Source organism: Amycolatopsis sp. lyj-112, assembly GCF_046549055.1.
Lineage (GTDB): Bacteria > Actinomycetota > Actinomycetes > Mycobacteriales > Pseudonocardiaceae > Amycolatopsis.
The window spans coordinates 22,202-45,977 of sequence record NZ_JAJPWS010000016.1 but is presented as its reverse complement, the minus strand read 5'-3'; the positions used below and the strand labels follow the sequence as shown (position 1 = coordinate 45,977).

27 protein-coding genes are annotated in these 23,776 nt (G+C 68.0%); 13 read left to right on the top strand and 14 right to left on the bottom strand.

The features are described 5' to 3' along the window. The first annotated feature begins 70 nt into the window (after positions 1–70). Positions 71–1,789 (top strand): DEDD exonuclease domain-containing protein, encoded by a 1,719-nt coding sequence (locus ACLJRL_RS35130; RefSeq protein ID WP_410660675.1) that lies wholly within the window; start codon positions 71–73, stop codon positions 1,787–1,789. Positions 1,790–1,826: 37 nt separating this feature from the next. Beyond that, positions 1,827–2,111 carry an Lrp/AsnC family transcriptional regulator gene (locus ACLJRL_RS35125; RefSeq protein WP_410660674.1) on the top strand — a complete coding sequence of 95 codons (285 nt, stop codon included), beginning with the start codon at positions 1,827–1,829 and terminating at the stop codon, positions 2,109–2,111. Positions 2,112–2,187: 76 nt separating this feature from the next. Here the strand turns inward: ACLJRL_RS35125 and ACLJRL_RS35120 are convergent, their stop codons facing one another. From ACLJRL_RS35120 to ACLJRL_RS35105, 4 genes are read right to left on the bottom strand one after another with little or no spacing between them, the layout of a single operon-like run. After that, positions 2,188–3,861 carry a cytochrome b gene (locus ACLJRL_RS35120; RefSeq protein WP_410660673.1) on the bottom strand — a complete coding sequence of 558 codons (1,674 nt, stop codon included), beginning with the start codon at positions 3,859–3,861 and terminating at the stop codon, positions 2,188–2,190. Continuing rightward, a complete protein-coding gene (locus ACLJRL_RS35115; RefSeq protein WP_410660672.1) occupies positions 3,858–4,991 on the bottom strand; it encodes a ubiquinol-cytochrome c reductase iron-sulfur subunit in 1,134 nt (377 codons plus the stop codon). The genes ACLJRL_RS35120 and ACLJRL_RS35115 overlap by 4 nt, the downstream gene beginning before the upstream one ends. Further along, the gene (locus ACLJRL_RS35110) at positions 4,988–5,803 is read right to left on the bottom strand and encodes a c-type cytochrome (RefSeq protein WP_410660671.1); all 816 of its coding nucleotides are present in this window, start codon (positions 5,801–5,803) and stop codon (positions 4,988–4,990) included. Before ACLJRL_RS35110 ends, ACLJRL_RS35115 begins: the two co-directional genes overlap by 4 nt. 56 nt (positions 5,804–5,859) lie before the next feature. After that, on the bottom strand, positions 5,860–6,483 hold the full coding sequence (locus tag ACLJRL_RS35105; protein WP_410660670.1) for a heme-copper oxidase subunit III: 624 nt from the start codon (positions 6,481–6,483) through the stop codon (positions 5,860–5,862). 95 nt (positions 6,484–6,578) lie between these two features. Here ACLJRL_RS35105 and ACLJRL_RS35100 point away from each other — a divergent pair, with 95 nt between their 5' ends. The 3 genes from ACLJRL_RS35100 to trpD all read left to right on the top strand — a co-directional run bounded on the left by ACLJRL_RS35100 (position 6,579) and on the right by trpD (position 8,503). Further along, positions 6,579–6,995 carry a hypothetical protein gene (locus tag ACLJRL_RS35100; protein WP_410660669.1) on the top strand — a complete coding sequence of 139 codons (417 nt, stop codon included), beginning with the start codon at positions 6,579–6,581 and terminating at the stop codon, positions 6,993–6,995. Positions 6,996–7,056: 61 nt separating this feature from the next. Then, positions 7,057–7,467, top strand: a complete 411-nt coding sequence (locus ACLJRL_RS35095; protein WP_410660790.1) for a hypothetical protein — start codon at positions 7,057–7,059, stop codon at positions 7,465–7,467. A 4-nt stretch (positions 7,468–7,471) separates the two neighbouring features. After that, positions 7,472–8,503 (top strand): anthranilate phosphoribosyltransferase, encoded by a 1,032-nt coding sequence (gene trpD / locus ACLJRL_RS35090; RefSeq protein ID WP_410660668.1) that lies wholly within the window; start codon positions 7,472–7,474, stop codon positions 8,501–8,503. Positions 8,504–8,581: 78 nt separating this feature from the next. Here trpD and ACLJRL_RS35085 read toward each other — a convergent pair whose 3' ends face one another. Continuing rightward, positions 8,582–9,547, bottom strand: coding sequence for a helix-turn-helix domain-containing protein (locus ACLJRL_RS35085; RefSeq protein ID WP_410660667.1), 966 nt, complete (start codon positions 9,545–9,547; stop codon positions 8,582–8,584). A 53-nt stretch (positions 9,548–9,600) separates the two neighbouring features. On the opposite strand from ACLJRL_RS35085, the gene ACLJRL_RS35080 reads away from it, so the two are divergent. Beyond that, complete coding sequence (locus ACLJRL_RS35080) at positions 9,601–9,996, top strand: cupin domain-containing protein (RefSeq protein WP_410660666.1); 396 nt, start codon at positions 9,601–9,603, stop codon at positions 9,994–9,996. Here ACLJRL_RS35080 and ACLJRL_RS35075 read toward each other — a convergent pair. Further along, positions 9,993–10,955 (bottom strand): GlxA family transcriptional regulator, encoded by a 963-nt coding sequence (locus ACLJRL_RS35075; RefSeq protein WP_410660665.1) that lies wholly within the window; start codon positions 10,953–10,955, stop codon positions 9,993–9,995. The two genes, ACLJRL_RS35080 and ACLJRL_RS35075, sit on opposite strands and share 4 nt — an antisense overlap. A gap of 82 nt (positions 10,956–11,037) precedes the next feature. On the opposite strand from ACLJRL_RS35075, the gene ACLJRL_RS35070 reads away from it, so the two are divergent. After that, complete coding sequence (locus tag ACLJRL_RS35070) at positions 11,038–11,913, top strand: DMT family transporter (RefSeq protein ID WP_410660664.1); 876 nt, start codon at positions 11,038–11,040, stop codon at positions 11,911–11,913. Positions 11,914–12,081: 168 nt separating this feature from the next. Here ACLJRL_RS35070 and ACLJRL_RS35065 read toward each other — a convergent pair whose 3' ends face one another. Together ACLJRL_RS35065 and ACLJRL_RS35060 are read right to left on the bottom strand one after the other, a co-directional pair. Further along, positions 12,082–12,501, bottom strand: a complete 420-nt coding sequence (locus tag ACLJRL_RS35065) for a cytochrome c oxidase subunit 4 (protein WP_410660663.1) — start codon at positions 12,499–12,501, stop codon at positions 12,082–12,084. Between the two features lie 41 nt (positions 12,502–12,542). Then, the gene (locus ACLJRL_RS35060) at positions 12,543–13,454 is read right to left on the bottom strand and encodes a cytochrome c oxidase subunit II (RefSeq protein WP_410660662.1); all 912 of its coding nucleotides are present in this window, start codon (positions 13,452–13,454) and stop codon (positions 12,543–12,545) included. 221 nt (positions 13,455–13,675) lie between these two features. Here ACLJRL_RS35060 and asnB point away from each other — a divergent pair, with 221 nt between their 5' ends. Then, the gene (gene asnB / locus ACLJRL_RS35055) at positions 13,676–15,610 is read left to right on the top strand and encodes an asparagine synthase (glutamine-hydrolyzing) (RefSeq protein ID WP_410660661.1); all 1,935 of its coding nucleotides are present in this window, start codon (positions 13,676–13,678) and stop codon (positions 15,608–15,610) included. Between the two features lie 77 nt (positions 15,611–15,687). Here asnB and ACLJRL_RS35050 read toward each other — a convergent pair whose 3' ends face one another. After that, on the bottom strand, positions 15,688–16,677 hold the full coding sequence (locus tag ACLJRL_RS35050; RefSeq protein WP_410660660.1) for a carbohydrate kinase family protein: 990 nt from the start codon (positions 16,675–16,677) through the stop codon (positions 15,688–15,690). 141 nt (positions 16,678–16,818) lie between these two features. On the opposite strand from ACLJRL_RS35050, the gene ACLJRL_RS35045 reads away from it, so the two are divergent. Beyond that, positions 16,819–17,007 carry a hypothetical protein gene (locus ACLJRL_RS35045; protein WP_410660659.1) on the top strand — a complete coding sequence of 63 codons (189 nt, stop codon included), beginning with the start codon at positions 16,819–16,821 and terminating at the stop codon, positions 17,005–17,007. Positions 17,008–17,097: 90 nt separating this feature from the next. Here ACLJRL_RS35045 and ACLJRL_RS35040 read toward each other — a convergent pair whose 3' ends face one another. After that, positions 17,098–17,475, bottom strand: coding sequence for a HesB/IscA family protein (locus tag ACLJRL_RS35040; protein ID WP_410660658.1), 378 nt, complete (start codon positions 17,473–17,475; stop codon positions 17,098–17,100). Positions 17,476–17,662: 187 nt separating this feature from the next. Between ACLJRL_RS35040 and ACLJRL_RS35035 the strand changes: the two genes are divergently transcribed. Both ACLJRL_RS35035 and ACLJRL_RS35030 read left to right on the top strand, forming a co-directional pair. Next, on the top strand, positions 17,663–18,319 hold the full coding sequence (locus ACLJRL_RS35035; RefSeq protein WP_410660657.1) for a DUF3043 domain-containing protein: 657 nt from the start codon (positions 17,663–17,665) through the stop codon (positions 18,317–18,319). 61 nt (positions 18,320–18,380) lie between these two features. Then, on the top strand, positions 18,381–19,370 hold the full coding sequence (locus tag ACLJRL_RS35030; protein ID WP_410660656.1) for an aldo/keto reductase family protein: 990 nt from the start codon (positions 18,381–18,383) through the stop codon (positions 19,368–19,370). Positions 19,371–19,444: 74 nt separating this feature from the next. On the opposite strand, the gene ACLJRL_RS35025 is transcribed toward ACLJRL_RS35030, so the two are convergent. Genes ACLJRL_RS35025 through ACLJRL_RS35015 form a run of 3 tightly spaced genes read right to left on the bottom strand, consistent with a single transcriptional unit; the run spans position 19,445 to position 21,262 of the window. After that, positions 19,445–19,672 (bottom strand): hypothetical protein, encoded by a 228-nt coding sequence (locus ACLJRL_RS35025; RefSeq protein ID WP_410660655.1) that lies wholly within the window; start codon positions 19,670–19,672, stop codon positions 19,445–19,447. Next, positions 19,665–20,516, bottom strand: coding sequence for a phosphoribosylaminoimidazolesuccinocarboxamide synthase (locus tag ACLJRL_RS35020; protein ID WP_410660654.1), 852 nt, complete (start codon positions 20,514–20,516; stop codon positions 19,665–19,667). Before ACLJRL_RS35020 ends, ACLJRL_RS35025 begins: the two co-directional genes overlap by 8 nt. After that, positions 20,513–21,262, bottom strand: a complete 750-nt coding sequence (locus ACLJRL_RS35015) for a GntR family transcriptional regulator (protein ID WP_410660653.1) — start codon at positions 21,260–21,262, stop codon at positions 20,513–20,515. The genes ACLJRL_RS35020 and ACLJRL_RS35015 overlap by 4 nt, the downstream gene beginning before the upstream one ends. Positions 21,263–21,432: 170 nt before the next feature. Between ACLJRL_RS35015 and ACLJRL_RS35010 the strand changes: the two genes are divergently transcribed. Beyond that, entirely contained in the window at positions 21,433–21,840 is a 408-nt protein-coding gene (locus tag ACLJRL_RS35010; protein ID WP_410660652.1) for a hypothetical protein, read from the top strand. Here the strand turns inward: ACLJRL_RS35010 and ACLJRL_RS35005 are convergent. Beyond that, the gene (locus ACLJRL_RS35005; RefSeq protein WP_410660789.1) at positions 21,837–22,505 is read right to left on the bottom strand and encodes a 2-C-methyl-D-erythritol 4-phosphate cytidylyltransferase; all 669 of its coding nucleotides are present in this window, start codon (positions 22,503–22,505) and stop codon (positions 21,837–21,839) included. The genes ACLJRL_RS35010 and ACLJRL_RS35005 overlap by 4 nt on opposite strands. Before the next feature lie 91 nt (positions 22,506–22,596). Between ACLJRL_RS35005 and cobT the strand changes: the two genes are divergently transcribed. Continuing rightward, positions 22,597–23,673, top strand: a complete 1,077-nt coding sequence (gene cobT / locus ACLJRL_RS35000) for a nicotinate-nucleotide--dimethylbenzimidazole phosphoribosyltransferase (RefSeq protein WP_410660651.1) — start codon at positions 22,597–22,599, stop codon at positions 23,671–23,673. Positions 23,674–23,776: the final 103 nt, after the last annotated feature.

Genomic DNA, 23,776 nt, shown 5'->3' with positions numbered 1-23,776 from the left:
AAGGCGCGCTCGATGGGACACGCAGCGCGGATCCCGAGATTGTCGGTGCCCGCCCCTACTGTGCCCGATCATGGACACCGGACGGCGGCCAGGGGCGGCGCAACTCGCCTTCGATGAGCTGGGAACCCCCTTGCGGGACACCACTTTCGTCGTATTCGACCTGGAGACGACGGGAACGAAACCGGGCCCGGACGGGATCACCGAGATCGGCGCGGTCAAGGTCCGCGCCGGTGAGGTCCTCGGCGAGTTCTCCACCTTCGTCAATCCGGGGATGCCGATCCCGCCGCAGATCGTCGAGCTCACCGGCATCACCAGCGCGATGGTCTACGACGCGCCCCGGATCGAACGCGTCCTGCCCGCGTTCCTCGAGTTCATCGCCGGTGCCGTGCTCGTGGCGCACAACTCCCCGTTCGACACCGGCTTCATGCGCGCGGCCTGCGAAGGGCACGGCTACCACTGGCCGAAGACGGCCGTGGTCTGCACGGTCCGGCTCGCCCGCCGGGTCATCTCCCGGGACGAGACGCCCAGCTACCGGCTCTCCGCGCTGGCCGCGCTGTTCGGGGCGCGGACGACGCCCAACCACCGCGCGCTGGCGGACGCGCGCGCCACCGTCGACGTCCTGCACGCGCTGCTCGAAAGGGTCGGCAACGTCGGCGTCCACACGCTCGAAGAACTGCTGGACTATCTGCCCCAGGTCACCCCGGCCCAGCGCCGCAAACGTTCGCTCGCGGAGCACCTGCCGTCCCGGCCCGGGGTGTACCTGTTCCGCGGCCCGAGCGAGGAGGTGCTCTACGTCGGGACGTCGTCGGACCTGCGCCGCCGCGTCCGCTCGTACTTCACCGGTTCGGAGAGCCGCGGCCGGATCCGGGAGATGGTCGCGCTCGCCGAACGGGTCGACGCGGTCGAGTGCTCGCATGCGCTGGAGGCCGAAATCCGGGAGCTGCGGCTCATCGCGGCACATCGCCCGATGTACAACCGCCGTTCCAAGAACCCACGGCACGCCTGGTGGGTCTCGCTGACCGAGGAGGCCTTCCCACGCCTGTCGGTGGTCCGGATGCCGCGAGACGGGATGCTGGGGCCCTTTCGCAGCCAGACCGACGCGCGGTCGGCCGCGGACACCCTGGCCGACGCCTCCGGGCTGCGGACGTGCACCCAGCGCATCTCGGCCACCGCGCCGAGCGGCAAACCCTGCGTCCTCGCCGAACTGGGCCGCTGTGGAGCGCCTTGCGCGGGCCTGCAGACCGTCGAGGCGTACCGGCCCGGTGTGCTGGCGGTGTCCGGGCTCATCGCCGGGACCGACGGCCGTCCGCTGCGGGCCGCCGCCGACCAGGTGGCCCGGCTCGCCACGGCGGAACATTTCGAACAGGCCGCCCAGCACCGTGACCAGCTGGCCGGGTTGATCCGCGCGGTCGGCCGGGCACACCGGCAGTCGGCGCTGGCCGGCATCCCGGAGCTGATCGCGGCGGGGCCGGATCGCAACGGCGGCTGGGAACTGGCGGTGATCCGGCACGGCAGGCTCGCGTCGGCGGGGGTCGCGCGGCGCGGGATCCACCCGATGCCCGTGGTCGAGATGCTGGTCGCGTCCGCCGAGACGGTGATCCCCGGTCCCGGTCCCCTCTTCGGCGCGATCTCGGAGGAGGTCCGCATCCTGTTGCGCTGGCTGGCCAGGCCCGGCGTCCGGCTCGTCCGCACCACCCACCCGTGGGCGGAGGCGTCGGTCACGGGCGGCTGGCAGGAGTGGCTCGACCTGGCGGCGAGCGCGACGGCGCTGGAACGGGTCGCGGGCTAGGATCTCGGCACCGGATTCACCGACGTAGGAGGACCCTTTGATCACGGCGATCGTGCTGATCCAGGTCGAAGCCGATGCGATTCCCGAAGCGGCTCAGGCGATCGCGGATATCGAGGGCGTCCGCGAGGTGTACTCCTGCGCGGGCGACGTCGACCTGATCGCCTCGGTCCGGGTCACCGCCCACGAGGACCTCGCGGACCTCATCCCGGCGAAGATCGGCAAGGTCCCCGGCGTGCTGAGCACCGTCACACATATCGCCTTCCGCTCGTACTCGAAGGCCGACAGCGAGTCGGCGTTCGACATCGGCGTCGAAGGCGCCTGAACACCCCAGAAGTACGTGAAGGCCCCCTTCCTTGCGTCCAGCGCAAGGAAGGGGGCCTTCACGTACTAGAAGAGGGCTAGTGCCCGGAGGTGATTTCCTTACGCTCCTCCGAAGGCACGCCGCCGATGTCGTCGACCTTGCCGTTCCCGTTGCCGTGCCCGTTGGCGCGGGCACGCTCGAGGGCGACCGTCTCTTCGACCGGGTCCGGGGACCAGGTCGAACCGGCGACGGCGTGACCGGCCGAGCCGAGCTTGTTCATCTTCTTCGGCACCGACGCGCCCTGGTACTCGAGCGGGAGCGGGTGACCGTGGTCGTCCACCGGGCCGAGCGGCTGGTGGATTTCGATGAACTCACCGTGCGGCAGGCGCTTGATGATGCCGGTTTCGACACCGTGCTCCAGCACCTCGCGGTCGGCCCGCTGGAGACCGAGGCAGAGCCGGTAGGTGAGGTAGTACGCCAGCGGCGGTGCCAGCAGCACACCGATCCGGCCGGCCCAGGTCGTCGCGTTCAGCGAGATGTCGAACGCGAACGCGATGATGTCGTTGAAGCCCGAAAGCATGATGACCGCGAAGAACGTCAGGGCCATGATGCCGAGCGAGGTCCGGACCGGGACGTCGCGCGGACGCTGCAGCAGGTTGTGGTGCGCCGTGTCCTTGGACAGCTTTCGCTCGATCCAGGGATACATCACCAGCAACCCGATCAGCAGTGGCATCCCCACCGCACCGGGGAAGAACACCGCGGGGACCGTGTAGTTCCCGAGATAGAGCTCCCAGGCGGGCCAAATCCGCAGCATGCCGTCGGCCCAGGCCATGTACCAGTCGGGCTGTGAACCCGCCGAGACCTGCGCCGCGTTGTACGGGCCGATGTTCCAGATCGGGTTGATCTGGAAGAGACCCGACATGAGCGCGATGATGCCGGTGACCAGCGCGAAGAACGCGCCGCCCTTGAGCGCGAACACCGGCATGATGCGGACGCCGACGACGTTGGTCTCCTTGCGGCGCACCCCCGGGAACTGGGTGTGCTTCTGGTACCAGACCAGCGCGAGGTGCGCGCCCACCAGGGCGAGCATGATGCCCGGCAGCAGCAGGATGTGGATCGTGTACAGGCGCGGGATGATCTCGTTGCCGGGATACTCCCCGCCGAACAGCGCCCAGTGGATCCAGGTGCCCATGACCGGCACCGAGAGCACGATGCCCGACAGGGTCGCGCGGATACCGGTACCGGAGAGCAGGTCGTCCGGCAGCGAGTAGCCGAAGAAGCCCTCGAACATGCCCAGGACCAGCAGCAGCGCGCCGATGACCCAGTTCGCCTCACGCGGACGGCGGAACGCTCCGGTGAAGAAGATCCGGAACATGTGCACCATCATCGACGCGACGAAGATCAGCGCGGCCCAGTGGTGCAGCTGGCGGACGAACAGACCGCCGCGGACGTCGAAGGAGATGTCGAGCGTGGTCGCGAAGGCCCGCGACATCTCGACGCCCTGCAGGCCCGTGAAGCTGCCGTTGTAGACGACCTCCTCCATGGAGGGGTCGAAGAACAGCGTGAGGTACACACCCGACAGCAACAGGATGATGAAGCTGTAGAGGGCGATCTCGCCGAGCAGGAACGACCAGTGGGTCGGGAACACCTTGTTGATCTGGTGTCGCATGCCCTTGGCGAGGTGATACCGGTCGTCGGCCCACTTGGCACCCGCACCGGCGGCCTTCTCGACCGGGTTCGTCCCCTTCGTCGGGGTGGTGAGTGAACTCATGACTTACGCTCCCAAAAGGCCGGTCCGATGGCCTCGTTGAAGTCTCCGCGCGCGATCAGGAAGCCCTCTTTGTCCACTGTAATCGGAAGCTGGGCCAAGGGCCGCGTCGCCGGCCCGAAAATCGGCTTGGCGTAGTGGAGCGCGTCGAACTGCGACTGGTGACACGGGCAGAGGATGCGGTTGGTCCGCTGCTCGTACAGGGAGGTCGGGCAGCCGACGTGGCTGCAGATCTTCGTGTACGCGTAGTAGTCGCCGAAGTTGTAGTCCTCCTGGTTCGCCCGCTTGACGACCTTGGCGGCGTCGGTCGGGCGAAGGCGGATGAGCATGACCGGGTTGTCGACCCGCTTGAAGGCGACCGACAGGGCGTGCTCGTCCTCCCGCTCGGACTCGCGGAACGGGAACACCGTCTCCATGGCGCCCGCGTCGAGATCCTCGACCCTGACCAGGGAGACCTCGTGTGGCCGACCGGTGTTGCGGCGCAGGTAGACGACCTCTTCCGGGAAGTTCTTCTTCCAGCCCGAGTGCCACAGCGAATCGCGGTTCTCGGTGTCCTTCCAGGGGTCCTTGATGAAGGACGCCACCGGGAGGGCGGCGACGGCCAGACCGAGCACACCGGCACCGGCGCCCGCGGACCGCTTGATCAGCGAACGGCGCGCGATGGTGCTGTCGCTGCCCGAGTGGGCCAGCTGGGCGATGATGGTGGCCTTGTCGACCTCTTTCGAGCCGCCGTCACCACGCTCCTGGACCGCGACCTCGGCCGGGATGAACTTCTTGGTGTAGAGGACCGCGCCGACGCCGATGCTGAGCACGGCGACGCCGAGCGTGACGCCGAGCAACGGCGTGTACAGCGTGTACTGGGTGTAGCCGGTCGTACCCGGCTCCTTGTACTCGAACCAGTGCGGCCACGCGAGGAGGACCACGAACGCGAGACCGGCGAATGCGGCCAGCACGAACCAGAGGGCGACGGCGCGCTCAGCGCGCTTCTCCGCCCGCGTCCCCTCGACCGGCCACGGCTTCGGGTACTCGACGATCTCGACACCGTCGAGCGCGGTACCCAGCTTGACCAGCTGGTCACGATCCATGTCCGCCAACTCCGCCTCTGTCGGCGGCTTCGGCCCTTCGGCGCTCATGCCTTCGATCCAATCCACAACGTCACGCCGATCAGCGCGGCGATCCCGACGATCCACGCGATCGCGCCCTCCGAAGCCGGGCCAATACCGCCGAGCGAGCTACCGCCGGGTGAGTTGTTCCCGTTACTCACGGACTTGACGAACGCGATGATGTCCTTCTTCTCCTCGGGCGACAGCTGCCGTTCGGAGAACTTGGGCATGTTCTGCGGCCCGGAGAGCATCGCGGTGTAGATCTGCTCTTCCGTGGCCGGGTCCAGGTTCGGGGCGAACTTGCCCGAAGAGAGCGCGCCGCCGCGGCCGGTGAAGCCGTGGCAGGAGGCGCAGTTGAGGCGGAAGAGCTCGCTGCCGCGGGCCACGTCCTTGCCGCGCAGCGCGTCGCCCTTCTCCTCCGGGCGCTCGACGCCGCCGCCGTTCGCCTGGATGTAGGCGCCCAGCGCGTTGATCTCGGCCTCGGACAGCTTCGGCGGCTTGCGCACCGCCTGCGCCTCCTGGCGCACGGCGGGCATCCGGCCGGTCGAGGTCTGGAAGTACACGGCCGCGTCACCGATGCCGACGAGGCTCGGGCCACGGTCCGGGACACCTTCGAGCTTCGGCCCGTGGCACTCGATACACGTGTTGTTGTAGAGCTTCTCGCCCTCACGCAGGAGGGCGGACTCGCCCTGCGCCTGCGCGGTCTGGGGTTCCGGGGCGAACACGGCGTACAGCCCGCCCACGCTCAGCAGCGCGATGCCGAGCGCCAGCGCGCCGGCGAGCCGGCGGTGCAGCTTCGACCGCGTTCGGCGGCGCTCCGTTTTATTCTTGCTGGAGGTCATCTTGCGGCAACCCTTGCTGTCAGTTCAGGCCGATAGGTCGTGGTGGCGGCTTTGATTCACGGAAGGATGTAGATCACCGCGAACAGGCCCACCCACACGATGTCGACGAAGTGCCAGTAGTAGGACACGACGATCGCCGAAGTTGCCTGGGCGGGGGTGAACTTGCTCAGCTTGGTGCGGATGAGCAGGTACACGAACGCGATGAGCCCGCCGATGACGTGCAGGCCGTGGAACCCGGTCGCGAGGTAGAAGACCGTGCCGTACGGGCCGGACGGGATGGTCATGCCCTCGTCGATCAGGTGGAGGTACTCGTACCCCTGGCCACCGACGAAGATCGCACCCATGATCAACGTGATGATGTACCAGCGGCGCAAGCCGAACACGTCACCCTTTTCAGCGGCGAACACGCCGAACTGACAGGTGAACGACGACGCCACGAGGACCACGGTGAACGGGATCGCCAGCGCGATGTTCAGGTGGAAGGGTTCACCGTGCAGCGGCGGCGGCCATTGGCCGGTCGCGTTCTGCGCCTTCACGGTGAAGAACATGGCGAACAGTCCGGCGAAGAACATCAGTTCGCTGGACAGCCACACGATGGTGCCGACGCTGACCATGTTCGGCCGGTTCAGCGAGTGGACCCGCTGGCTGATGGTGGGAGCTGCCGTTGTCACGCGTCGCATTATGTCCTCTCACGCATGGGGCCCGCCGGGTGGGTCCACGGCGGGTCGCGTGCGTGTCGGGTCACATTCGGACGGAACGGGGAACAGGGCTACTCATGGGTTTACTAGATCGGCTTCGTGACCTGGTCAAGAAGCCGAACCTCCCAGGTCTGACGGTCGACACGCCCGGCGTGGAGATCGTCGCGGAGGCCTTCGACCCGGTCGAGGCGGACTCCTCGGTGCTGGCGAGATCACCCGCTTGGGTAGCCGAAGTGCCCGCGATCCTGCGGCACCACTTGAAGCTACCGCCCGAAAAGGTGGCGGAAGCGACAGCGATCCTCGCCCAGGACGGCTGGGAGCTGCGGGAACAGAGGCCGGACGGCGGGCTCACGCTGGCGTACGCGCTGCGCGTCCAGACCCTCGACGCGTTGCACTGCGCGCAGGAAAGGTCGCGGATGGCGGGGCTCGCGCAGCGTCTGGGCGGCGACTCGCCGGGCTGGGACGCGCTCCAGCTCCCGAGGGGGTCCACGTGATGTCGGTCATGGCGGATAACATCGCGGGGTCGACATGACTAAACGAGGCGGAGGCGCGCTCATGGGCGAGCAGGCGATGCGGATCCTGGTGTTCAGCCACAAGCCGGAGGTGCGCGAGGCGATCATCAACGCCGTCGGCCGCAGGCCCGCCGCAGACCTCGGCCGGGTGGACTACATCGAGGCCTCCGGTATCTCCGAGGTGCTCGTCGAGATGGACGCGGGCAACGTGGACCTGGCGATCCTGGACGGCGAGGCACAGCCGACCGGCGGGATCGGGCTGACCCGTCAGCTCAAGAACGAGATCGAGAATTGCCCGCCGATCGTGGTTTCCGTGCGGCGCAAGGACGACCGCTGGCTGGCGACCTGGTCGCAGGCCGACGCGGTGCTGGTGCATCCGCTCGACCCGCTGACCGCCGCCGAGACGGTCGCCGACGTGCTGCGCGCCCGCCGGGTGCCGGCCGTGCACGGCTGAGCCGATGAACGCGGTCACCCAGACCTGGCCGTCCCTGCTCAACCAGCTCATCGCGCGCACGGATCTGTCCGAAGAGGACACCGCGTGGGCGATGGACCAGATCATGAGCGGGGCGGCGACACCGTCCCAGATCGCCGGATTCGCCGTCGCGCTGCGGGCGAAGGGCGAGACACCGGCGGAGATCTCCGGCATGGCCGACGCCATGCTGGCGCACGCGAAACGGGTGACGATCGACCGCCCGGCGGTGGACATCGTCGGCACCGGTGGCGACCGGTCCAATTCGGTCAACATCTCCACCATGGCCACGGTGGTGACGGCCGCGGCCGGCGCCCCGGTGGCCAAGCACGGCAACCGGAGCGCATCGTCGAAGTCCGGCGCGGCCGACGTCCTGGAAGAACTGGGCGTCACCATCGACCTGCCGCCCGAGACGGTCCAGCGCAGCCTGAACGAGCTGGGGATCGCCTTCTGCTTCGCGCCGAAGTTCCACCCCGCTCTGCGTCACGCGGGCCCGACGCGCGGTGAACTCGGCGTGCCGACCACGTTCAACCTGCTCGGCCCGCTGACCAATCCGGCGCAGCCGCGCAGTTCGCTGATCGGCTGCGCGTACGCGGACAAGACCCGGGTCCTCGCCGAGGTGTTCGCGCGCCGCGGGATGACCGTGCTCCTGGTCCGCGGCGACGACGGGCTCGACGAGATCACCACCACGACCACGACTTCGGTCTGGATCGTCTCCGGCGGCGAGATCACCGAACGCACCTTCGACCCGCAAGCGATCGGTATCCCCCGGGCGACCGCCGAGGATCTGCGCGGCGGCGACCGGGCGCACAACGCCGAAGTATTCCGGCAGCTCATGGCCGGGAAGACCGGGCCGGTGCGGGACGCGGTCCTGCTCAACGCGGCGGCCGCGCTGGCGGCTTTCGCCGGGTTCTCGGACTCGCTGGAAGACGACTTGGCCGCCGGTCTGGTGCGGGCCGCCGAAGCCGTCGACTCCGGTGCCGCGGCCGACCTGCTGAACCGTTGGATCGCCTTCGCTTAGCTCTCGCGACTTGCTATGAACGACTCGTTACTTGCAAATTTTGCAAGTAACGAGTCGTTCATAGCATTTCGGCGACCGCTACGACGCCGTGCTGAACCTCGCCCGGTAAGCCGTAGGTGTCAGCCCGGTGGCCCGCCTCAACTGGGTACGCAGGTTCGCCGCGGTACCGAAACCGGACGCCCGCGCCACCCGGTCCAGCCGCTGTTCTCCCCGCTCGATGAGCCGGCACGCGAGCGCGATCCGCTCCGTGGTGAGCCACGCCAGCGGCGTCGTCCCCAGTTCGGCGCGGAACCGCCGGTGGAGCGTCGCCTGGCTCGCCGCGGCCCGGGTGGCGAGGTCGGTGACCGTGAGCGGCCGGTCCAGCCGTTCGCGGGCCCACTCGAGCACGGGCGCCAGTGAGGTGTCCGGCACCGTCGGCACCGGCCGCTCGACGAACTGCCGCTGCCCGCCGTCCCGGTGCCCGGCGAACACCAGGCGGCGGCTCACCGCGTTCGCGATCTCGGCCCCGTGGTCGCGGCTGATCAGGTGCAGCCCCAGATCCAGCGCGGCCGCGCTGCCCGCCGCGGTCAGGACGTCGCCGTCGTCGACGAACAGGACGTCCGGCTCCATCCGCACCTCGGGGAACAGGACCCGGAACTTCTCGGCCCACTTCCAGTGCGTCGTCGCGCGGCGCCCGTCCAGGACACCGGCCTGGGCCAGCGTGAACGCGCCGGTGCAGAAGCTCACCAGCCGCGCGCCGCGAGCGGCCGCGGCCCGGATGGCGGTCAGCACGGGCTCGCTCGCCGGGACTTCGGGATCGGGCCGGTTCGGCACGATCACCGTGTCGGCCGTCTCGACGGCTTCGAGCCCGGCGACCCCGGTGAGGGTGAACATCCCCAGGTGCATGCGCACGGACGGCTCGGCGGCGCACAGCGTGAAGCCGTACCAGGGCCGGTCGAGCTCGGGCCGTCGCAGGCCGAACAGCTCGGTCGCCACGCCCAGTTCGAACGGGTTGGAGCCCTCGTCGACCAGCACGACCACCTCGTGCGAGAAATCATGCGACATATGCGATTCCTAGCACTCACCGTTCACCCGGTCCAGCGGCCAGGATCGAGTACATGAGCAAGCAGCCGATCGATCTGAACACCGCACTGGCCGGATTCGACGAGATCTGGAGCCCCCGGATCGTCGCCCACGTCAACGATTACGACGTCCGGCTCGCCAAGGTCGCGGGCGAGCACGTCTGGCACGTCCACGAGAACACCGACGAGTTCTTCCTCGTTCTCGACGGCACGTTGGACATCGCGCTGCGCGAAGACGCGGGCGAGCGCGTGGTCACGCTGCCGCGCGGCTCGGTGTTCGTCGTCCCGCGTGGCACTTATCACAAGCCGTCCTCTGTGGACGGTGCTTCGCTGCTGCTGTTCGAACCGACCGGAACGCTCTCGGTCGGCGACGATCACGACGAGGTCCCCGATCACGTCACCGTCACCGTCGGACAGGAGATCTCCGTCTAGCCCACGGAAAAAGTCCTGCGATAAGCGCTCGGGCTGGTTCCGCGCAGCTTGCCGAACTGGTGCCGCAACGCCGCCGCGGAGGCGTACCCGCAGGCGACCGCGATGTCCTCAATGGACAGACGGCCTTCTTCGAGCAACGCCTGCGCGCGGTCGAGACGCCGTTCGGTGAGCCACCGGTGCGGGGTCGTCCCGGTGGCGGCCGAAAAGCGGCGCAGGAACGTGCGCTCCCCCAAACCGCTGCGGCGGGCGAGTTCCGCGACGGTGAACGGCTGATCCAGCCGCCGCTCGATCCACTCGAGCGCTTCGGCGAGCACGGTGTCATCCGGCGCGGCGGTCTCCGGGACCGGCGCCTGCACGAACTGCGCCTGCCCGCCGACGCGATGCGGCGCCGCGACCATCCGCCTCGCCAGCGCGGTGGCCGCGGCGACGCCGCGCAGTTCGCGCACGAGATGCAGGCACAGATCGACGGCGGCGACGGTCCCCGCGCTGGTGAGGACCCCGCCGTCGTCGACGTACAACGCCTTCGGGTCCACCTTCGCCGTCGGGAAGCGTTTCCGGAACTCCTGTTCGTAGACCCAGTGCACGGTGCAGTTGCGCCCGTCGAGCAGGCCCGCGTACCCGAGCGAGAAGACGCCCGCGCAGAAGCCCGCCACCCAGGCGCCCCGGACGGCCGCGTCGCGAAGGACTTCGAGCACCGGCTCGGGCGGGCTCGCGCTGCGCGGCGCGCAGGTCGGCACGATCAGCAGATCGGCCGACGCGGCGAAATCCAGGCTCTCCAACCCTTTCAGCCCGAACCCGGACCAGCTCAGGACGTCGTCGCCGCCGGGCGAGCAGACCGCGAAGTCCCAGCCCTCGATGCCGTCGGCGCTCCGGTCGGTCCCGAAGACCTCGCACGCGACCCCCAGTTCGAACGGCGAGACCTGGTCCGCGAGCACCACCGCGACCTTCTTCACATCCATCCGGCGAGTGTGTCATAAGTTTTGCGGTCGATGTCATCTCTGACACTGGTTGAACGCGTGCGCGAGGGCGAAAGTGGTCGCCATGACCAAGAACAACCCCCTGCTGCAGTGGACGGCCGCGATGGCCCTTTCCGGCACGATCGGTGCCGTCGTCCTCGAAAGTGGCGCCGAGGCGCCGGCCGTGGCGTTCGCCCGCAGCCTCGTCGGCGGCCTGCTGCTTCTGGTGTGGAGCGCCGCCCGAGGCTGGCTCCGCCCGTGGACGCTCACCCGCCGCGACCTGCTGCTCGCCGTCCTCGGCGGGTTGTTCCTGGTCGGGAACTGGGTGCTGCTGTTCGCCTCCTACGCGCTGTCGTCGATCTCGGTCAGCACCGTCGTCTACCACACGCAGCCGCTGATGCTGGTCGGTCTCGCCGCGGCGTTCCTCGGCGAGAAAATGGCCAAGAGCCAGCTGATCCGGGCCCTGATCGCGTTCGGCGGCGTGACGCTCATCTCGCTGTCCGCGCACGGCGCCGACGGCAAACCGGTGCGGGTCGAAGGGATCCTGCTGGCCCTCGGCGCGGCCGCGCTCTACGCCGGTGCCTCGTTCGTCGCGAAGCAGCTCAAACACCTGCGCCCGCACATCCTGGCGGCCGTCCAGCTGGTGACCGGCACGATCGTGCTCGCGCCCGCGCTGCTCATCACACCGCTGCCCACGGACACCTCGGGGCTGCTGTGGCTGGTGCTGCTGGGAACCGTGCACACCGCGCTGATGTACGTCCTGATGTACGCCAGCATCGGCAAACTGCCGACCGCGACGGTGGCGTTGCTGTCCTACGTCTATCCCGTGGTCGCGGTGGTGGTCGACGTCCTCGCCTACGGCCACCGGCCGACGTGGATCGAGGGCGCGGGAATGCTGGCCGTCCTCGCCGCCGCCCTGGCTCCGCAAAAGCCCCGGGTCCCACATCCCGTCCGCGTTTAGTCCTCTAATCGCGTGCAGGTGGGTCGCGAGTACTGGTGTCCGTGAAGGACTCCTTGAGGGAATCAGAGTCCCTCAAGGAGTCCTTCACGACCCACCCGACCCACCCGCGCAAAGAACGGCGCCCCACTCCAGTACAGGAACGGGGCGCCGCTTCAGCGATACGGAACGTCAGTCGTGGTTAGGACCGGTGTGGTACTCGAAGACCAGTCCGCCGATGGCGACGATGACCAGACCCAGCGCGATGATCAGCAGCCAGATGTGGAAGAAGGCGAGCGCGACACCGGTCATCGCGGCGGCCCCCGCGAGAGCGATCGGCCAGTAGCTGCCCGGGCTGAAGAAGCCCAGTTCGCCGGCGCCGTCGCTGATCTCCGCGTCTTCCCGGTCCTCGGGCCGCGGCTCGATGCGCCGCGCCACGAACTGCAGGTAGCTCCCGGCCAGGAAGGCCAGGCCACCGGTGAGGATCAGGGACACCACACCGACCGGCTCGACGCCGTCCCGGGTCATCGTTCCGGTCATGTACGCGTAGATACCCGCCACGACGACGGAGAAGACCGCGACGAGGAAGAAAATCCGTCCTTCGACCTTCATGGACGTTGCCTCACTCCTGATTTCGGGCTCGAACAGCCGGGTCAGTTGGACGCGACCCGCGCGGTGCGGTCGGTGTTGAACGGGGTGGTGGTGACGGCGTACGGCGAGCAAAGGTCGCCACAGTTCATGGCCGTCAGCGCCTCGGAGGCCGTGTTCGGCTTGCCGCTCTTCGGGTTCACCGTGCCGCGAAGCTGGATGTACTGCGCGTACTTGTCCTGCGACAGCGCCCTGACCTCGAAGTTCATCCCCGAGTGGTAGGTGCCGCACAGCTCGGCGCAGCGGCCGACGAAGGAACCTTCGCGGTCGATCGAGTTCTGGAAGGTGAAGTCCTGGTTGTTCTTCTCCGGGTCGGGCATGACGTCCCGCTTGAAGTTGAACTCAGGCACCCAGAACGAGTGGATGACGTCCGCCGACCGAAGGTTGTACTGGATCGTCTTCTTGGTCGGAAGGACCAGCAACGGGATCTCGGTCGAGCTGCCGACCGTGCTGATCTCCGGGTCGTCGTGGTTCTTGGAGTCGCTCTTGTACTTGAACTCCCAGTTCCACTGGAACGCGACGATGTCCACCGTGACGTCCGGGTTGTCCGTCTCGGCGAGCACGCGGTTCTCGGTGGTCGCGGTGAAGAAGAACAGCACGCAGACCATGATCGTCGGGACGACGACCGTGAAGATCTCCAGCGGGATGTTGTACTGGAACTGCCGGGGCAGTTCCTCTTCCGCGCCGTCGGTGTTCTTCTTCTTGCGGTGGAAGATCGCGGTCCAGAAGATCAGCGCCCAGACGATGGCACCGACGATCAGCGCGGCGACGACGGTCCACGTCCACAGTGTGCGCATGTCGTGCGACTGCGGCGTCACCCCTTCGGGCCAGCCGAAGCGGAGGATCTCGTCCCCGGAGCAGCCTGTCGCGGTCAGCATCACCAGCGCGGCGAGCGCGACGACGCGACCAGCCCGCATTACTGGGGTGCGCTCTGGATTTCCCACTGCGCCTTGCCCTTTCACCCAGAGCCTCCTCGACCGATCTTTGTGACAGGGCGGAGCCTAGCCGAGTTGTGGCGCCGTGCTGACCAAGGGGTGACCCCAACACGTGTGCAACCCACCACGGCCGGGTGTACGCGCTCACGGGCATACTGGGCCCTTCTTCCCCGCCCGGCCAACAAGAGGTGTGTGAACTAGACGTGTGCGGCCTGCTTGGACTCATCTGCTCGACCGAAGCCGACGCGGCCGGCGCGCGTGACGCGGTCGACGGCGCCATGCGCTGCCAGCGGCACCGCGGCCCCGATGAGCACGACACCTGGGCCGACGGCGAGGTGGTCTACGGCTTCAACCGGCTGGCCTTCATCGACGTCGACCACTCGCACCAGCCGCTGATCTGGGGCCCGCCGGAGGCGCCCGAGCGCTACACGCTGAACTTCAACGGCGAGATCTACAACTACCGCGAGCTGCGTGACGAACTGGCCGCCGAGCACGGTGCGAAGTTCGCCACAGAGGGCGACGGCGAGGCGATCGTCGCGGCGTACCACTACCTCGGCGACGACGCGGTGAAGAAGCTGCGCGGGATGTTCGCCTTCATGATCTGGGATTCCCAGGAGAAGGTCGTCTTCGGCGCGCGCGACCCGTTCGGTATCAAGCCGCTGTTCTACTCGGCCGGTCCGGGCAAAGTCGCCTTCTCGAGTGAGAAGAAGAGCCTGCTGGAACTGTCGGGCGTGCTCGGTGTCGAGGAGAAGCTGGACCGCAAGGCGCTGCAGCACTACCTGGTGCTCCAGTACGTGCCGGAGCCCGAGTCGCTGCACAGCGGGATCCGCCGGGTCGAGTCCGGCACGTCGTTCCGGGTGGTCCCCGGCGGTGACGTCGAGTTCACCCGCTACTTCCACCCGCAGTTCAGCGCGAAGCCGGTCAACGGCCAGGCCGAGGCCGACGCGCTGTACGAGCGCATCGCCGATGTGATGCGCGACTCGGTCGGCAAGCACATGATCTCCGACCCGGACGTCACGGTCGGCGCGTTCCTGTCCGGCGGCATCGACTCCACCGCGACCGCGACGCTGGCCAAGGAGCACAACCCGAACCTCATCGCGTTCACCACCGGGTTCGAGCGCGAGGGCTACTCCGAGGTCGACGTCGCCGCCGAATCGGCCGCCGCGATCGGCGTGAAGCACGTCGTCCGCACGGTGACGGCGGACGAGATGATGGAGGCGCTGCCGCTCATCGTCTGGTACCTGGACGACCCGGTGGCCGACCCGGCGCTCGTACCGCTGTGGTTCATCGCCCGCGAAGCGCGCAAGCACGTCAAGGCCGTGTTGTCCGGCGAAGGCGCCGACGAGCTCTTCGGCGGCTACACCATCTACAACGAGCCGATCTCCCTCGCGCCGTTCGAGAAGATGCCCGGCGGGGTCCGCAAGATCATCGGCAAGGTCTCCACGAAGATCCCCGAGGGCACCCGGGGCAAGGACCTGCTGCGCCGCGGGGCGCTGCCGCTGGAGGACCGCTACTACGGCAACGCGCGCAACTTCCGCGACGACCAGCTGCGGCACGTGCTGCGCACGTATGAGGAAGGCGTCGGCTTCAAGGACGTCACCGCTCCTTGGTACAAGGTCTCCGAGGGCTGGGACCCGGTCGCGCGGATGCAGCACGTCGACCTCTACACCTGGCTGCGCGGCGACATCCTGGTCAAGGCCGACAAGGTGACCATGGCGAACTCGCTGGAACTGCGCGTGCCGTTCCTCGACGCCGAGGTGTTCAAGGTCGCGGCGAGCATCCCGCTCGACCAGAAGCTCGCGCACGGCACCACCAAGTACGCGCTGCGCCAGGCGCTGGCGAAGATCATCCCGGCGCATGTGCTGAACCGGCGCAAGCTCGGTTTCCCGGTGCCGATCCGGCTGTGGCTGCGCAACGAGATGTACGACTGGGCCAAGGGCATCATCTCGGACTCGCAGACCGACGAACTGCTCGACAAGAAGGCCATCCTGGGCCTGCTCGAAGAGCACAAGGCCGGTCAGCTCGACCGCAGCCGCCAGCTGTGGGCGCTGCTGGTGTTCATGCTGTGGCACGGTATCTTCGTCGAGCACCGCATCAAGCCCGAGGTGCCGGAGCCGGTCTACCCGGTCAAGCTCTAGCCCGACGCTTGCGCGTGAAGGCCCCCTTCCCTCGGCTGAGCCGAGGGAAGGGGGCCTTCACGCGCAAAGTGGTCAGCTCACTCGGGCAGGATCGCGGCGATCTCTTCGGCGGAGTCCGGACCGAAGGCCTCCCTGAGGCGGGACAGGGCGTCGTCGCGCTTGAACGTCCATTCCTGCGTACCGACGGTCTCCAGCACCAGCACGGCGATCAGCGAGCCGAGCTGCGCCGCCCGCTCCAGGCTGAGGCCGCCGTCGATACCGGCGATGAACCCGGCGCGGAAGCCGTCGCCGACACCGGTCGGGTCGACCTTGCCGAGCTCCGGGACGGCGCCGATCTGCAGCGCGAGACCGTCCTTTCCGACGATCTCGACGCCCTTCTCGCCGAGCGTCGTGATCCGCATGCCGACCCGTTCGAGCACGTCGGCCTCGGTCCAGCCGGTCTTCTGGAGCAGCAGTTCCCACTCGTAGTCGTTGCTGAACAGGTAGTTCGCGCCCTCGACGAAGGCGCGCACCTGCGCGCCGTCCATCCGGGCCAGCTGCTGCGAGGGGTCGACGCCGAAGGTGTAGCCGCGCTGGCGGCACTCGTCGGCGTGCCGGAGCATGCCCTCGGGGTCGTCCGGGCTGATCAGCACCAGCGAAAGCGAGCCGGCGTGCGCGGCGACCGGGGCCAGCTCGATGTTGCGGGATTCGGCCATCGCGCCGGCGTAGAAGGTCGCGATCTGGCAGAGGTCCTCGTCGGTGGTGCAGACGAAGCGCGCGGTGTGCGCGACCTCGGACACCAGTACACCCGTGGTGTCGACGCCGTGGCGTTCGAGCCACGAGCGGTAGTCGGCGAAGTCGGAGCCCACGGCGCCGACCAGGATCGGGCGCTTGCCCAGTACACCGAGGCCGAAGGCGATGTTCGCGCCGATTCCGCCTCGCCGGACCACGAGGTCGTCGGCCAGGAAGCTCAGGGAAACACGGTGCAACTGCTCGGCGACGAGCTGTTCGGCGAACCTGCCGGGGAAATGCATGAGGTGGTCGGTTGCGATACTGCCGGATACTGCGATCCTGGCGCTGTCTGCCACCGGGTCTCCTTGATCGGTCGGCCCCGCCGGAACGAGGACGGCTAAGTTACCCGCAGGTCATGCCCCATACGGGTTGCTTCAGGCACGGCCATGAACACTACCGGTTGGTAGTGGTGTCCTGCTCGAACGTGAGTCATTAGCTTGAGGTTCGTGACCTCCTCCATGAACTCACTCGAACCGGAGTCGATCGGCGAACTCATCGCCGACTGCGCCGGCATCCCCTCGTCGCTCCAGGCCGAGAACCTGCCACTGCCCCGGCAGATCGCTCCGCCGTGGACCGTGGACGAGCGGTGTCTCGCCCAGGTCGCCGATCTGGACGCCTACGTCTGATCCGCTGAGAGTTCACAAGAGCAGCGGGCATGAAGAAGGGCCGCGACCTGGGTGAGGTTCGCGGCCCTTCTTCGTGCCTGAAGACGCGGCTCAGTGGAAGCTGTCGCCGCAGGCGCAGCTTCCGGTCGCGTTGGGGTTGTCGATCGTGAAGCCCTGCTTCTCGATCGAGTCGACGAAGTCGATCACTGCGGTGGAGACGTACGGCGCGCTCATCCGGTCGACGGCCACGCGAAGCCCGTCGAAGTCCCGGAACAGGTCGCCGTCGAGCGTCCGCTCGTCGAAGAACAGCTGGTAACGCAGACCAGCACACCCGCCGGGCTGGACGGCGATGCGCAAGTGCATGTCGTCGCGGCCCTCCTGCTCGAGCAGGGCCTTCGCCTTGGCGGCGGCGGAGTCGGTCAACGTGACGCCGTGGGTCTCTTCGGCGGTTTCGGCCTGAGCTGCGCCTGCCTGCTCAGCGGTCGTCATGGTTCTCCCTCTGGTCGAACTGTTCTCGGCGGGGCTGTTCTCCATCGGAACAAGAGCCTCGAACTCGCTGCGGGTACTCGTCTTGCACATGGTCCAACACGTCGGAGTCCCGATCTGTTCCCCTCCATGGTGACATATCGCTCGGCCTGGTGCGTGCTGCCGTGACGCCTGCAACTACCCTGGTGAGGTGAGGTTCCTGCGCCGTAGCACCACAGACTCCGCCACGACCGACACCGAGACCCTCGACAACGAGGGTCTCGAGGTCCAGGCCAAGGCGTTCACGCCCGGAAAGGGCAAGGCCACGCCCAAGCGGCGTGAAGCCGAGGCCAAGCGCCGTGGTCCGGTGGCACCCCCGCCGACCACCATGCGGGAGGCGATGAAGCGCAACAAGGACCTCCGCAAGTCGGCGAAGGCCGACCCCGAGTACAAGGCGAAGCAGCGCAACGCCGCCAAGGAACGCCGCGAAAAGATGATGGCGGGCGACGACAAGTACCTGCTCCCGCGTGACCGCGGCCCGGTCAAGGCCTATATCCGCGACCTGGTCGACTCGCGGCGCAACCTGCTCGGCCTGTTCATGCCGCTCGCGATCCTGGTGTTCGTCGCGCTGATCCTGCCGTACCCGGAGGTCCAGCGTTACGCCACGCTGCTGTGCACCGTGATGCTGCTCGGCATGATCGTCGAAGGCGTGCTCAGCGGACGCCGCATCGCGAAAATGGTCCGGCTGAAGTTCCCGGACGAGACGGTCAAGGGCACTTCGATCGGCTGGTACTCCTTCATCCGCGCGAGCCAGATCCGCAAGCTGCGCGTCCCCAAACCGCGGGTCAAGCCCGGCGACAAGGTGTGACCGCTCACCTGCGAGAACAAGTTCGTTAGCGTGACTAACGTTCTGAGGTAGAGTCGCGCCCATGGAGTTTCGACGCCTAGGCCGCAGCGGCCTCAATGTCAGTGAGATCTCGTACGGCAACTGGCTCACCCACGGGTCCCAGGTCGAAGAGGACCAGGCCCAGTCCTGCATCAAGGCGGCGCTCGACGTCGGCATCACCACGTTCGACACCGCCGATGTCTACGCGAACACGGCCGCCGAATCGGTGCTCGGCCGCGGGCTGAAGGGCCTGCGCCGCGAAAGCCTGGAGATCTTCACCAAGGTCTACTGGCCGACCGGCCCGAAGGGTCCCAACGACACGGGCCTCGGCCGCAAGCACATCATGGAATCGGCGAACGCGTCGCTGAAGCGGCTCGGCACCGACTACGTCGACCTCTACCAGGCGCACCGGTTCGACCGGACCGTCCCGCTCGAAGAGACGTTCCTCGCCTTCGCCGACCTCGTCCGCCAGGGCAAGGTGCTCTACATCGGTGTTTCCGAGTGGACCGCCGAGCAGATCACCCAGGGCGCCGCGATCGCGCGCGAACTGAAGGTGCCGTTCATCTCGAACCAGCCGCAGTACAACGCGCTGTGGCGGGTCATCGAGGCGCAGGTCGTCCCGGCGTCCGAGCGTGAGGGCCTCAGCCAGATCGTCTGGTCGCCGATCGCGCAGGGCGTGCTCACCGGCAAGTACAAGCCCGGTCAGCCGCTTCCGGAGGGCTCCCGCGCGACGGACGAGAAGGGCGGCGCCAACATGGTCGCCCGCTTCCTCAACGACGACGTCCTCGAGCGCGTCCAGCGGCTGCAGCCCATCGCGGACAAGGCCGGCCTTTCGCTGGCCCAGCTGTCCGTCGCGTGGGTGCTGCAGAACCCGAACGTCGCTTCGGCGATCATCGGCGCTTCGCGGCCGGAGCAGGTGCACGAGAACGTGAAGGCGGCCGGCGTGAAGCTGGACGCGGATCTGCTCGCCGCGATCGACGAGGCTCTCGACGGCGTCGTCGAGACCGACCCCACACTGACCCGTAGCCCTTAATCCCCTAGCAAGTAGCCGACTAAGTGCGCACGCTTTCGCGCACTTAGTCGGCTACTTGCGTCAGTCGCCGTGTCTCAGTCGCCGTGCACGAGGGTCTGGTACGCCACCTGACCGTCGAGGTCGAGGGCATCGGCCGGCGCGCGTAGCGGCTCGATGCCCAAGCCCCGCAACAACCTGCTCGCCCCGGCGACACGGTCGCCCGCCAGCCCGTCGAGCCGTTCCGGCCGGTGGCCCCGCTGGATCAGCAGGCCTTCGACGTCGTCGATCAGCCGGTACGGGTCGTAGACCTGGCGATCAGTCATGGTCTCCGCCGGGAACCCAGGTGTTCCCGGTGATCCGCTCGTAGACCTCGGTGTAGCGCTTGCGGGTCGCCTCGACGATCTCCGCGGGGATGGCGGGCCCGGGCGGGGTCTTGTCCCAGCCGGTGCTCGCGGACCAGTCGCGGACGAACTGCTTGTCGAACGCGTGCTGCGTACGGCCCGGCTGCCAGTCGTCGGCGGGCCAGAAGCGGGAGGAGTCCGAGGTGAGGACCTCGTCCCCCAGCGTCAGCACACCGTCGGCGTCGAAGCCGAACTCGATCTTGGTGTCGGCGATGATGATGCCGTTCTTCGCCGCGTGCTCCGCGCCCTTGGTGTAGACCTCGAGCGTCAGGTCGCGGATGCGGTCCGCGGTCTCCTGGCCGATGTCGTTCACGACCTCGGCGAAGGTCATGAACTCGTCGTGACCGGTGTCCGAGATCTTCGTGGTGGGCGTGAAGATCGGCTCGGGCAGCTTGTCCGCCTCGACCAGGCCGGCGGGCAGTTCGACGCCGGAGACCTTGCCGTCACGCTGATACTCGCGCAGGCCGAGACCGGTGAGGTAGCCGCGCGCGATGCACTCGACCTGGATCATCTTCAGCGGCTTGCACCGCATGGAGCGGCCGGCGAACTCGGCCGGGACATCGGTCGTGGAGATGACGTGATTCGGCACCACGCCGGCCATCTTTTCGAACCACCAGGCGGAAAGCTGGTTCAGCAGCGCGCCTTTGTCCGGAATCGAGGTCGGTAGCGAGACGTCGTAGACCGAAACGCGATCGGACGCGACGAGCAGAATGTCGTCGTCGATTTCGTAAAGATCCCGGACTTTACCCGCGTGAATGTGCTTCATTCCCCGTCCTCAATACTGTACTCGTAGAAAACCCAATGATCTGGCAAAGCCGCCGATTCGCCGTACTCCAGTACGTCGCCCTCGGCGGAGAGAAACCGGTTGCGGCTCAACAAGATCGCCGACCCTTCGGCGACGCGGAGTTCCTCCGCGTCCTCGGCACCCGCCAGCCCCGCGGCGTGCTGAGTATGGGTCGACTTGAGCACCCGGCCGGTCCGGTCGGCGACGTACTTCACCGTGCCTTCGACGATCCGCGTGGACTCGAACAGCAAAGGCGCCTTCGCCGCGAGCGCACCGTCGAACCACGAAACCGACGTCGACACCGGTAGTTCGTCGCCCGCGTACGTGGTCCGCCGCCGCCGGATCACCGGTGCGCCCTCCTCGATACCGAGCGCGCCCGCCACGCGATCCGGTGCCGGGACGAGCCCGGCCTCACGGATTTTCGCGTAGTGGCCCGGCGGGTACACCTTGCCGGTGCGCGCGATCGAGATCGTCCGATCGTGGGCGGAGCGATGCAGCGTTCTGGTCTGCACCACTGTCCCGATCCCGCGAACGGCACGGACCAGGCCCTCGGCTCTGAGCGTCGAGAGCACCTTCATCGCCGTCGCCATCGCGACGTTCCAGTTTCTCGCGATCTCGCGCGCGGAAGGGACGGAGTCGCCTTCCTTGAGCCTGCCCGAAACGATGTCGTCGCGAATGCTTCCCGCGATCTGCAGGTACGGCGGTTCAGGACGGTCGACGGCGGGCAAGGTGACTCCTCACAAGGTCGCGCGGTGCGCACAAGCGTTCTAGCACACCCCTGGGCGAGCACCAAGGATCCTGCTCACACCCCATTATTACGTACTAGTACACATTCTGGACGGTGCTCTAGTACACCTGTTACTCTCCGCAGAGTTCCCGAAACCCGTTGGGGGGCTCGATGAACCATCTGAGCATCGAAGAGTTGCTCGAGGAGCTTCGAAGACGCCGATGGGTCGTGTACATCTTCGGTCCCCGGGAGGAACCGCACGCCTGCGCCGCGGTGTTCCAGTGGGAAACCTGCGCCGACGTCATCATCCTGCGAGGCGAGGAACGGGCCACCGCCTTCCGCGTCACCACACTGGCCGAGACGGACGTGTTCCAGCCCGCGCTGGTGTCCTGGCAATACCACTCGACGGCGGACTGGACGCTGCGCGCGGTGCTCACCATCCCGGCACCCGGCGAACTCGCCGCGCCGATCCAGTTGCTGCAACCACATCCGGACTGCGTCATCCCGCTGGACGCCCGCAATCCGGTCACGATCCTGCCCGCCAACGGAGCCAAGAAGGCCGACCAGGGAGATCCCTAACCTCGGCCGATCACCTGCTCGGCGACAACGAGGTCGTGCGGGTAGGTGATCTTGAGGTTCTCCGCGCTGCCGGCAACCCACCGCACCGGCAGCGCGGAGAACCTTTCCATACACGAAGACGTGTCCGTGCCGACGAAACCTTCGCGCTCGGCCGTTTCGTACGCCTCGAGCAACGGCGCCGCGCGGAAACCCTGCGGCGTCTGCACCCTGATGGCGCCCGGCAGCGCGCCGGAAACACTGTCGCCGTCCACGCGCACGATGTCGTCGGCGGCGACACCCGGCACCGCTCCCCCGTACAGGCGCGTGTCGGCGAGGACGTCCGCGATGAGTTCCGGGGTGACGAGCGGGCGGGCCGCGTCATGCAGGAGCACCGCGTCGATTTCGCCGCTCTCGATCCGGGAAGCCAAGTGGCGCAAGGCGTTCAGCTCGGAACCCTGGCGCGTGGCGCCACCGTGCACGAGTTCGGCCTCACCCGGATGCCCGGCGAGCACCTCCTGCGCGAGTTCGGTGTCCTGCGGCCGGATCACCAGCACGAGCACGTCGATTCCGGTCACGCGAGCGAAGGCGTCGAGCGACCACGCGACGACCCGCCTGCCCGCGACCGGCAGGTAGACCTTGTTGAGCTTGGCGCCGACCCGGGTGCCCGCTCCGCTCGCGAGCACCACCCCGGCCGCCTTCGTCTGAGCCACAGGCAACTCTGGCACAGTCGGGTCGGTAGGTTGGGTCCGGCCACCGAAGCGATCCGAAGGGCAAGGCGTGGACGACGAGATCCTCGAGTTCCCCGAAGTCGAGCAACCAGATGACCACGCCCGCTCCGCGGCCATCGCCTTGCACGGGAAACTGATCAAACCGGCGGGCTCGCTGGGCAGGCTCGAAGAACTGGGTGTGTGGGTCGCCGCCTGCCAGGGCCAGTCGCCTCCGCGCCCGTTCACCCGGCCCCGGGTCGTGGTGTTCGCCGGAGACCACGGCATCGCCGCGAAGGGCGTCTCGGCCTATCCGGGCGAGGTGACCGCGCAACTCGTCGGCAGCATGCTGACCGGCGGCGCGGCCATCAACGTCCTGGCGGCCTCGGCGGGCGCGAGCGTGCGGGTCGTCGACATGGCGGTGGACAGCGACGCCCCCGCGACGCGCTCGATCGGCGAGTACAAGGTGCGGCGCGGATCCGGGTCCATCGACGTCGAGGACGCGCTGACCGACGCCGAGGCGCGGGCCGCGATCCGGGCGGGCCGGGCCATCGCCGACGCCGAAGTCGACGGCGGTGCCGACCTGCTCATCGCGGGCGACCTCGGGATCGGCAACAGCACCCCGGCCTCGGTGCTGATCGCGACCCTGACCGGCAGCGAACCGGTGGCCGTCGTCGGCCGCGGTTCGGGGATCGACGACCACGCCTGGATGCGCAAGGCCGCCGCGGTCCGCGACGCGCTGCGCCGGGCGAGGACGGTGCTGGCCGACCCGGTCGCGCTGCTGCGCACCGCCGGGGGCGCCGACATCGCCGCGATGACCGGGTTCCTCGCGCAGGCCGCGATCCGGAAGACGCCGGTGATCCTGGACGGTCTGGTCGCCGCCTCGGCCGCGCTGGTCGCCGAGGAACTCGTCCCGGGCGCGCGGCAGTGGTGGACGGCGGGCCAGCGCGGCGGCGAACCCGCGCACGCGCTGGCGCTGGAGCACCTCGATCTGGACCCGATCCTGGACCTGGACGTCCGGCTCGGCGAGGGCACCGGCGCGGTCGCGGCGCTGCCGCTGGTGTTCATGGCGACACGGGTGCTCGCGGAGATGGCGACACACGAGCAGGCGGGCGTCAGTGGCCCCCTGATCGAGGCTCCGGCCACCTGACGGGTCGCGTTTAGTCCTCTACTTGCGGTCGGTCCGGGACCGGGTACGTGTCATGAAAGGGTCTTTCAGGACGAAAAACGTCTTGAAAGACCCTTTCATGACA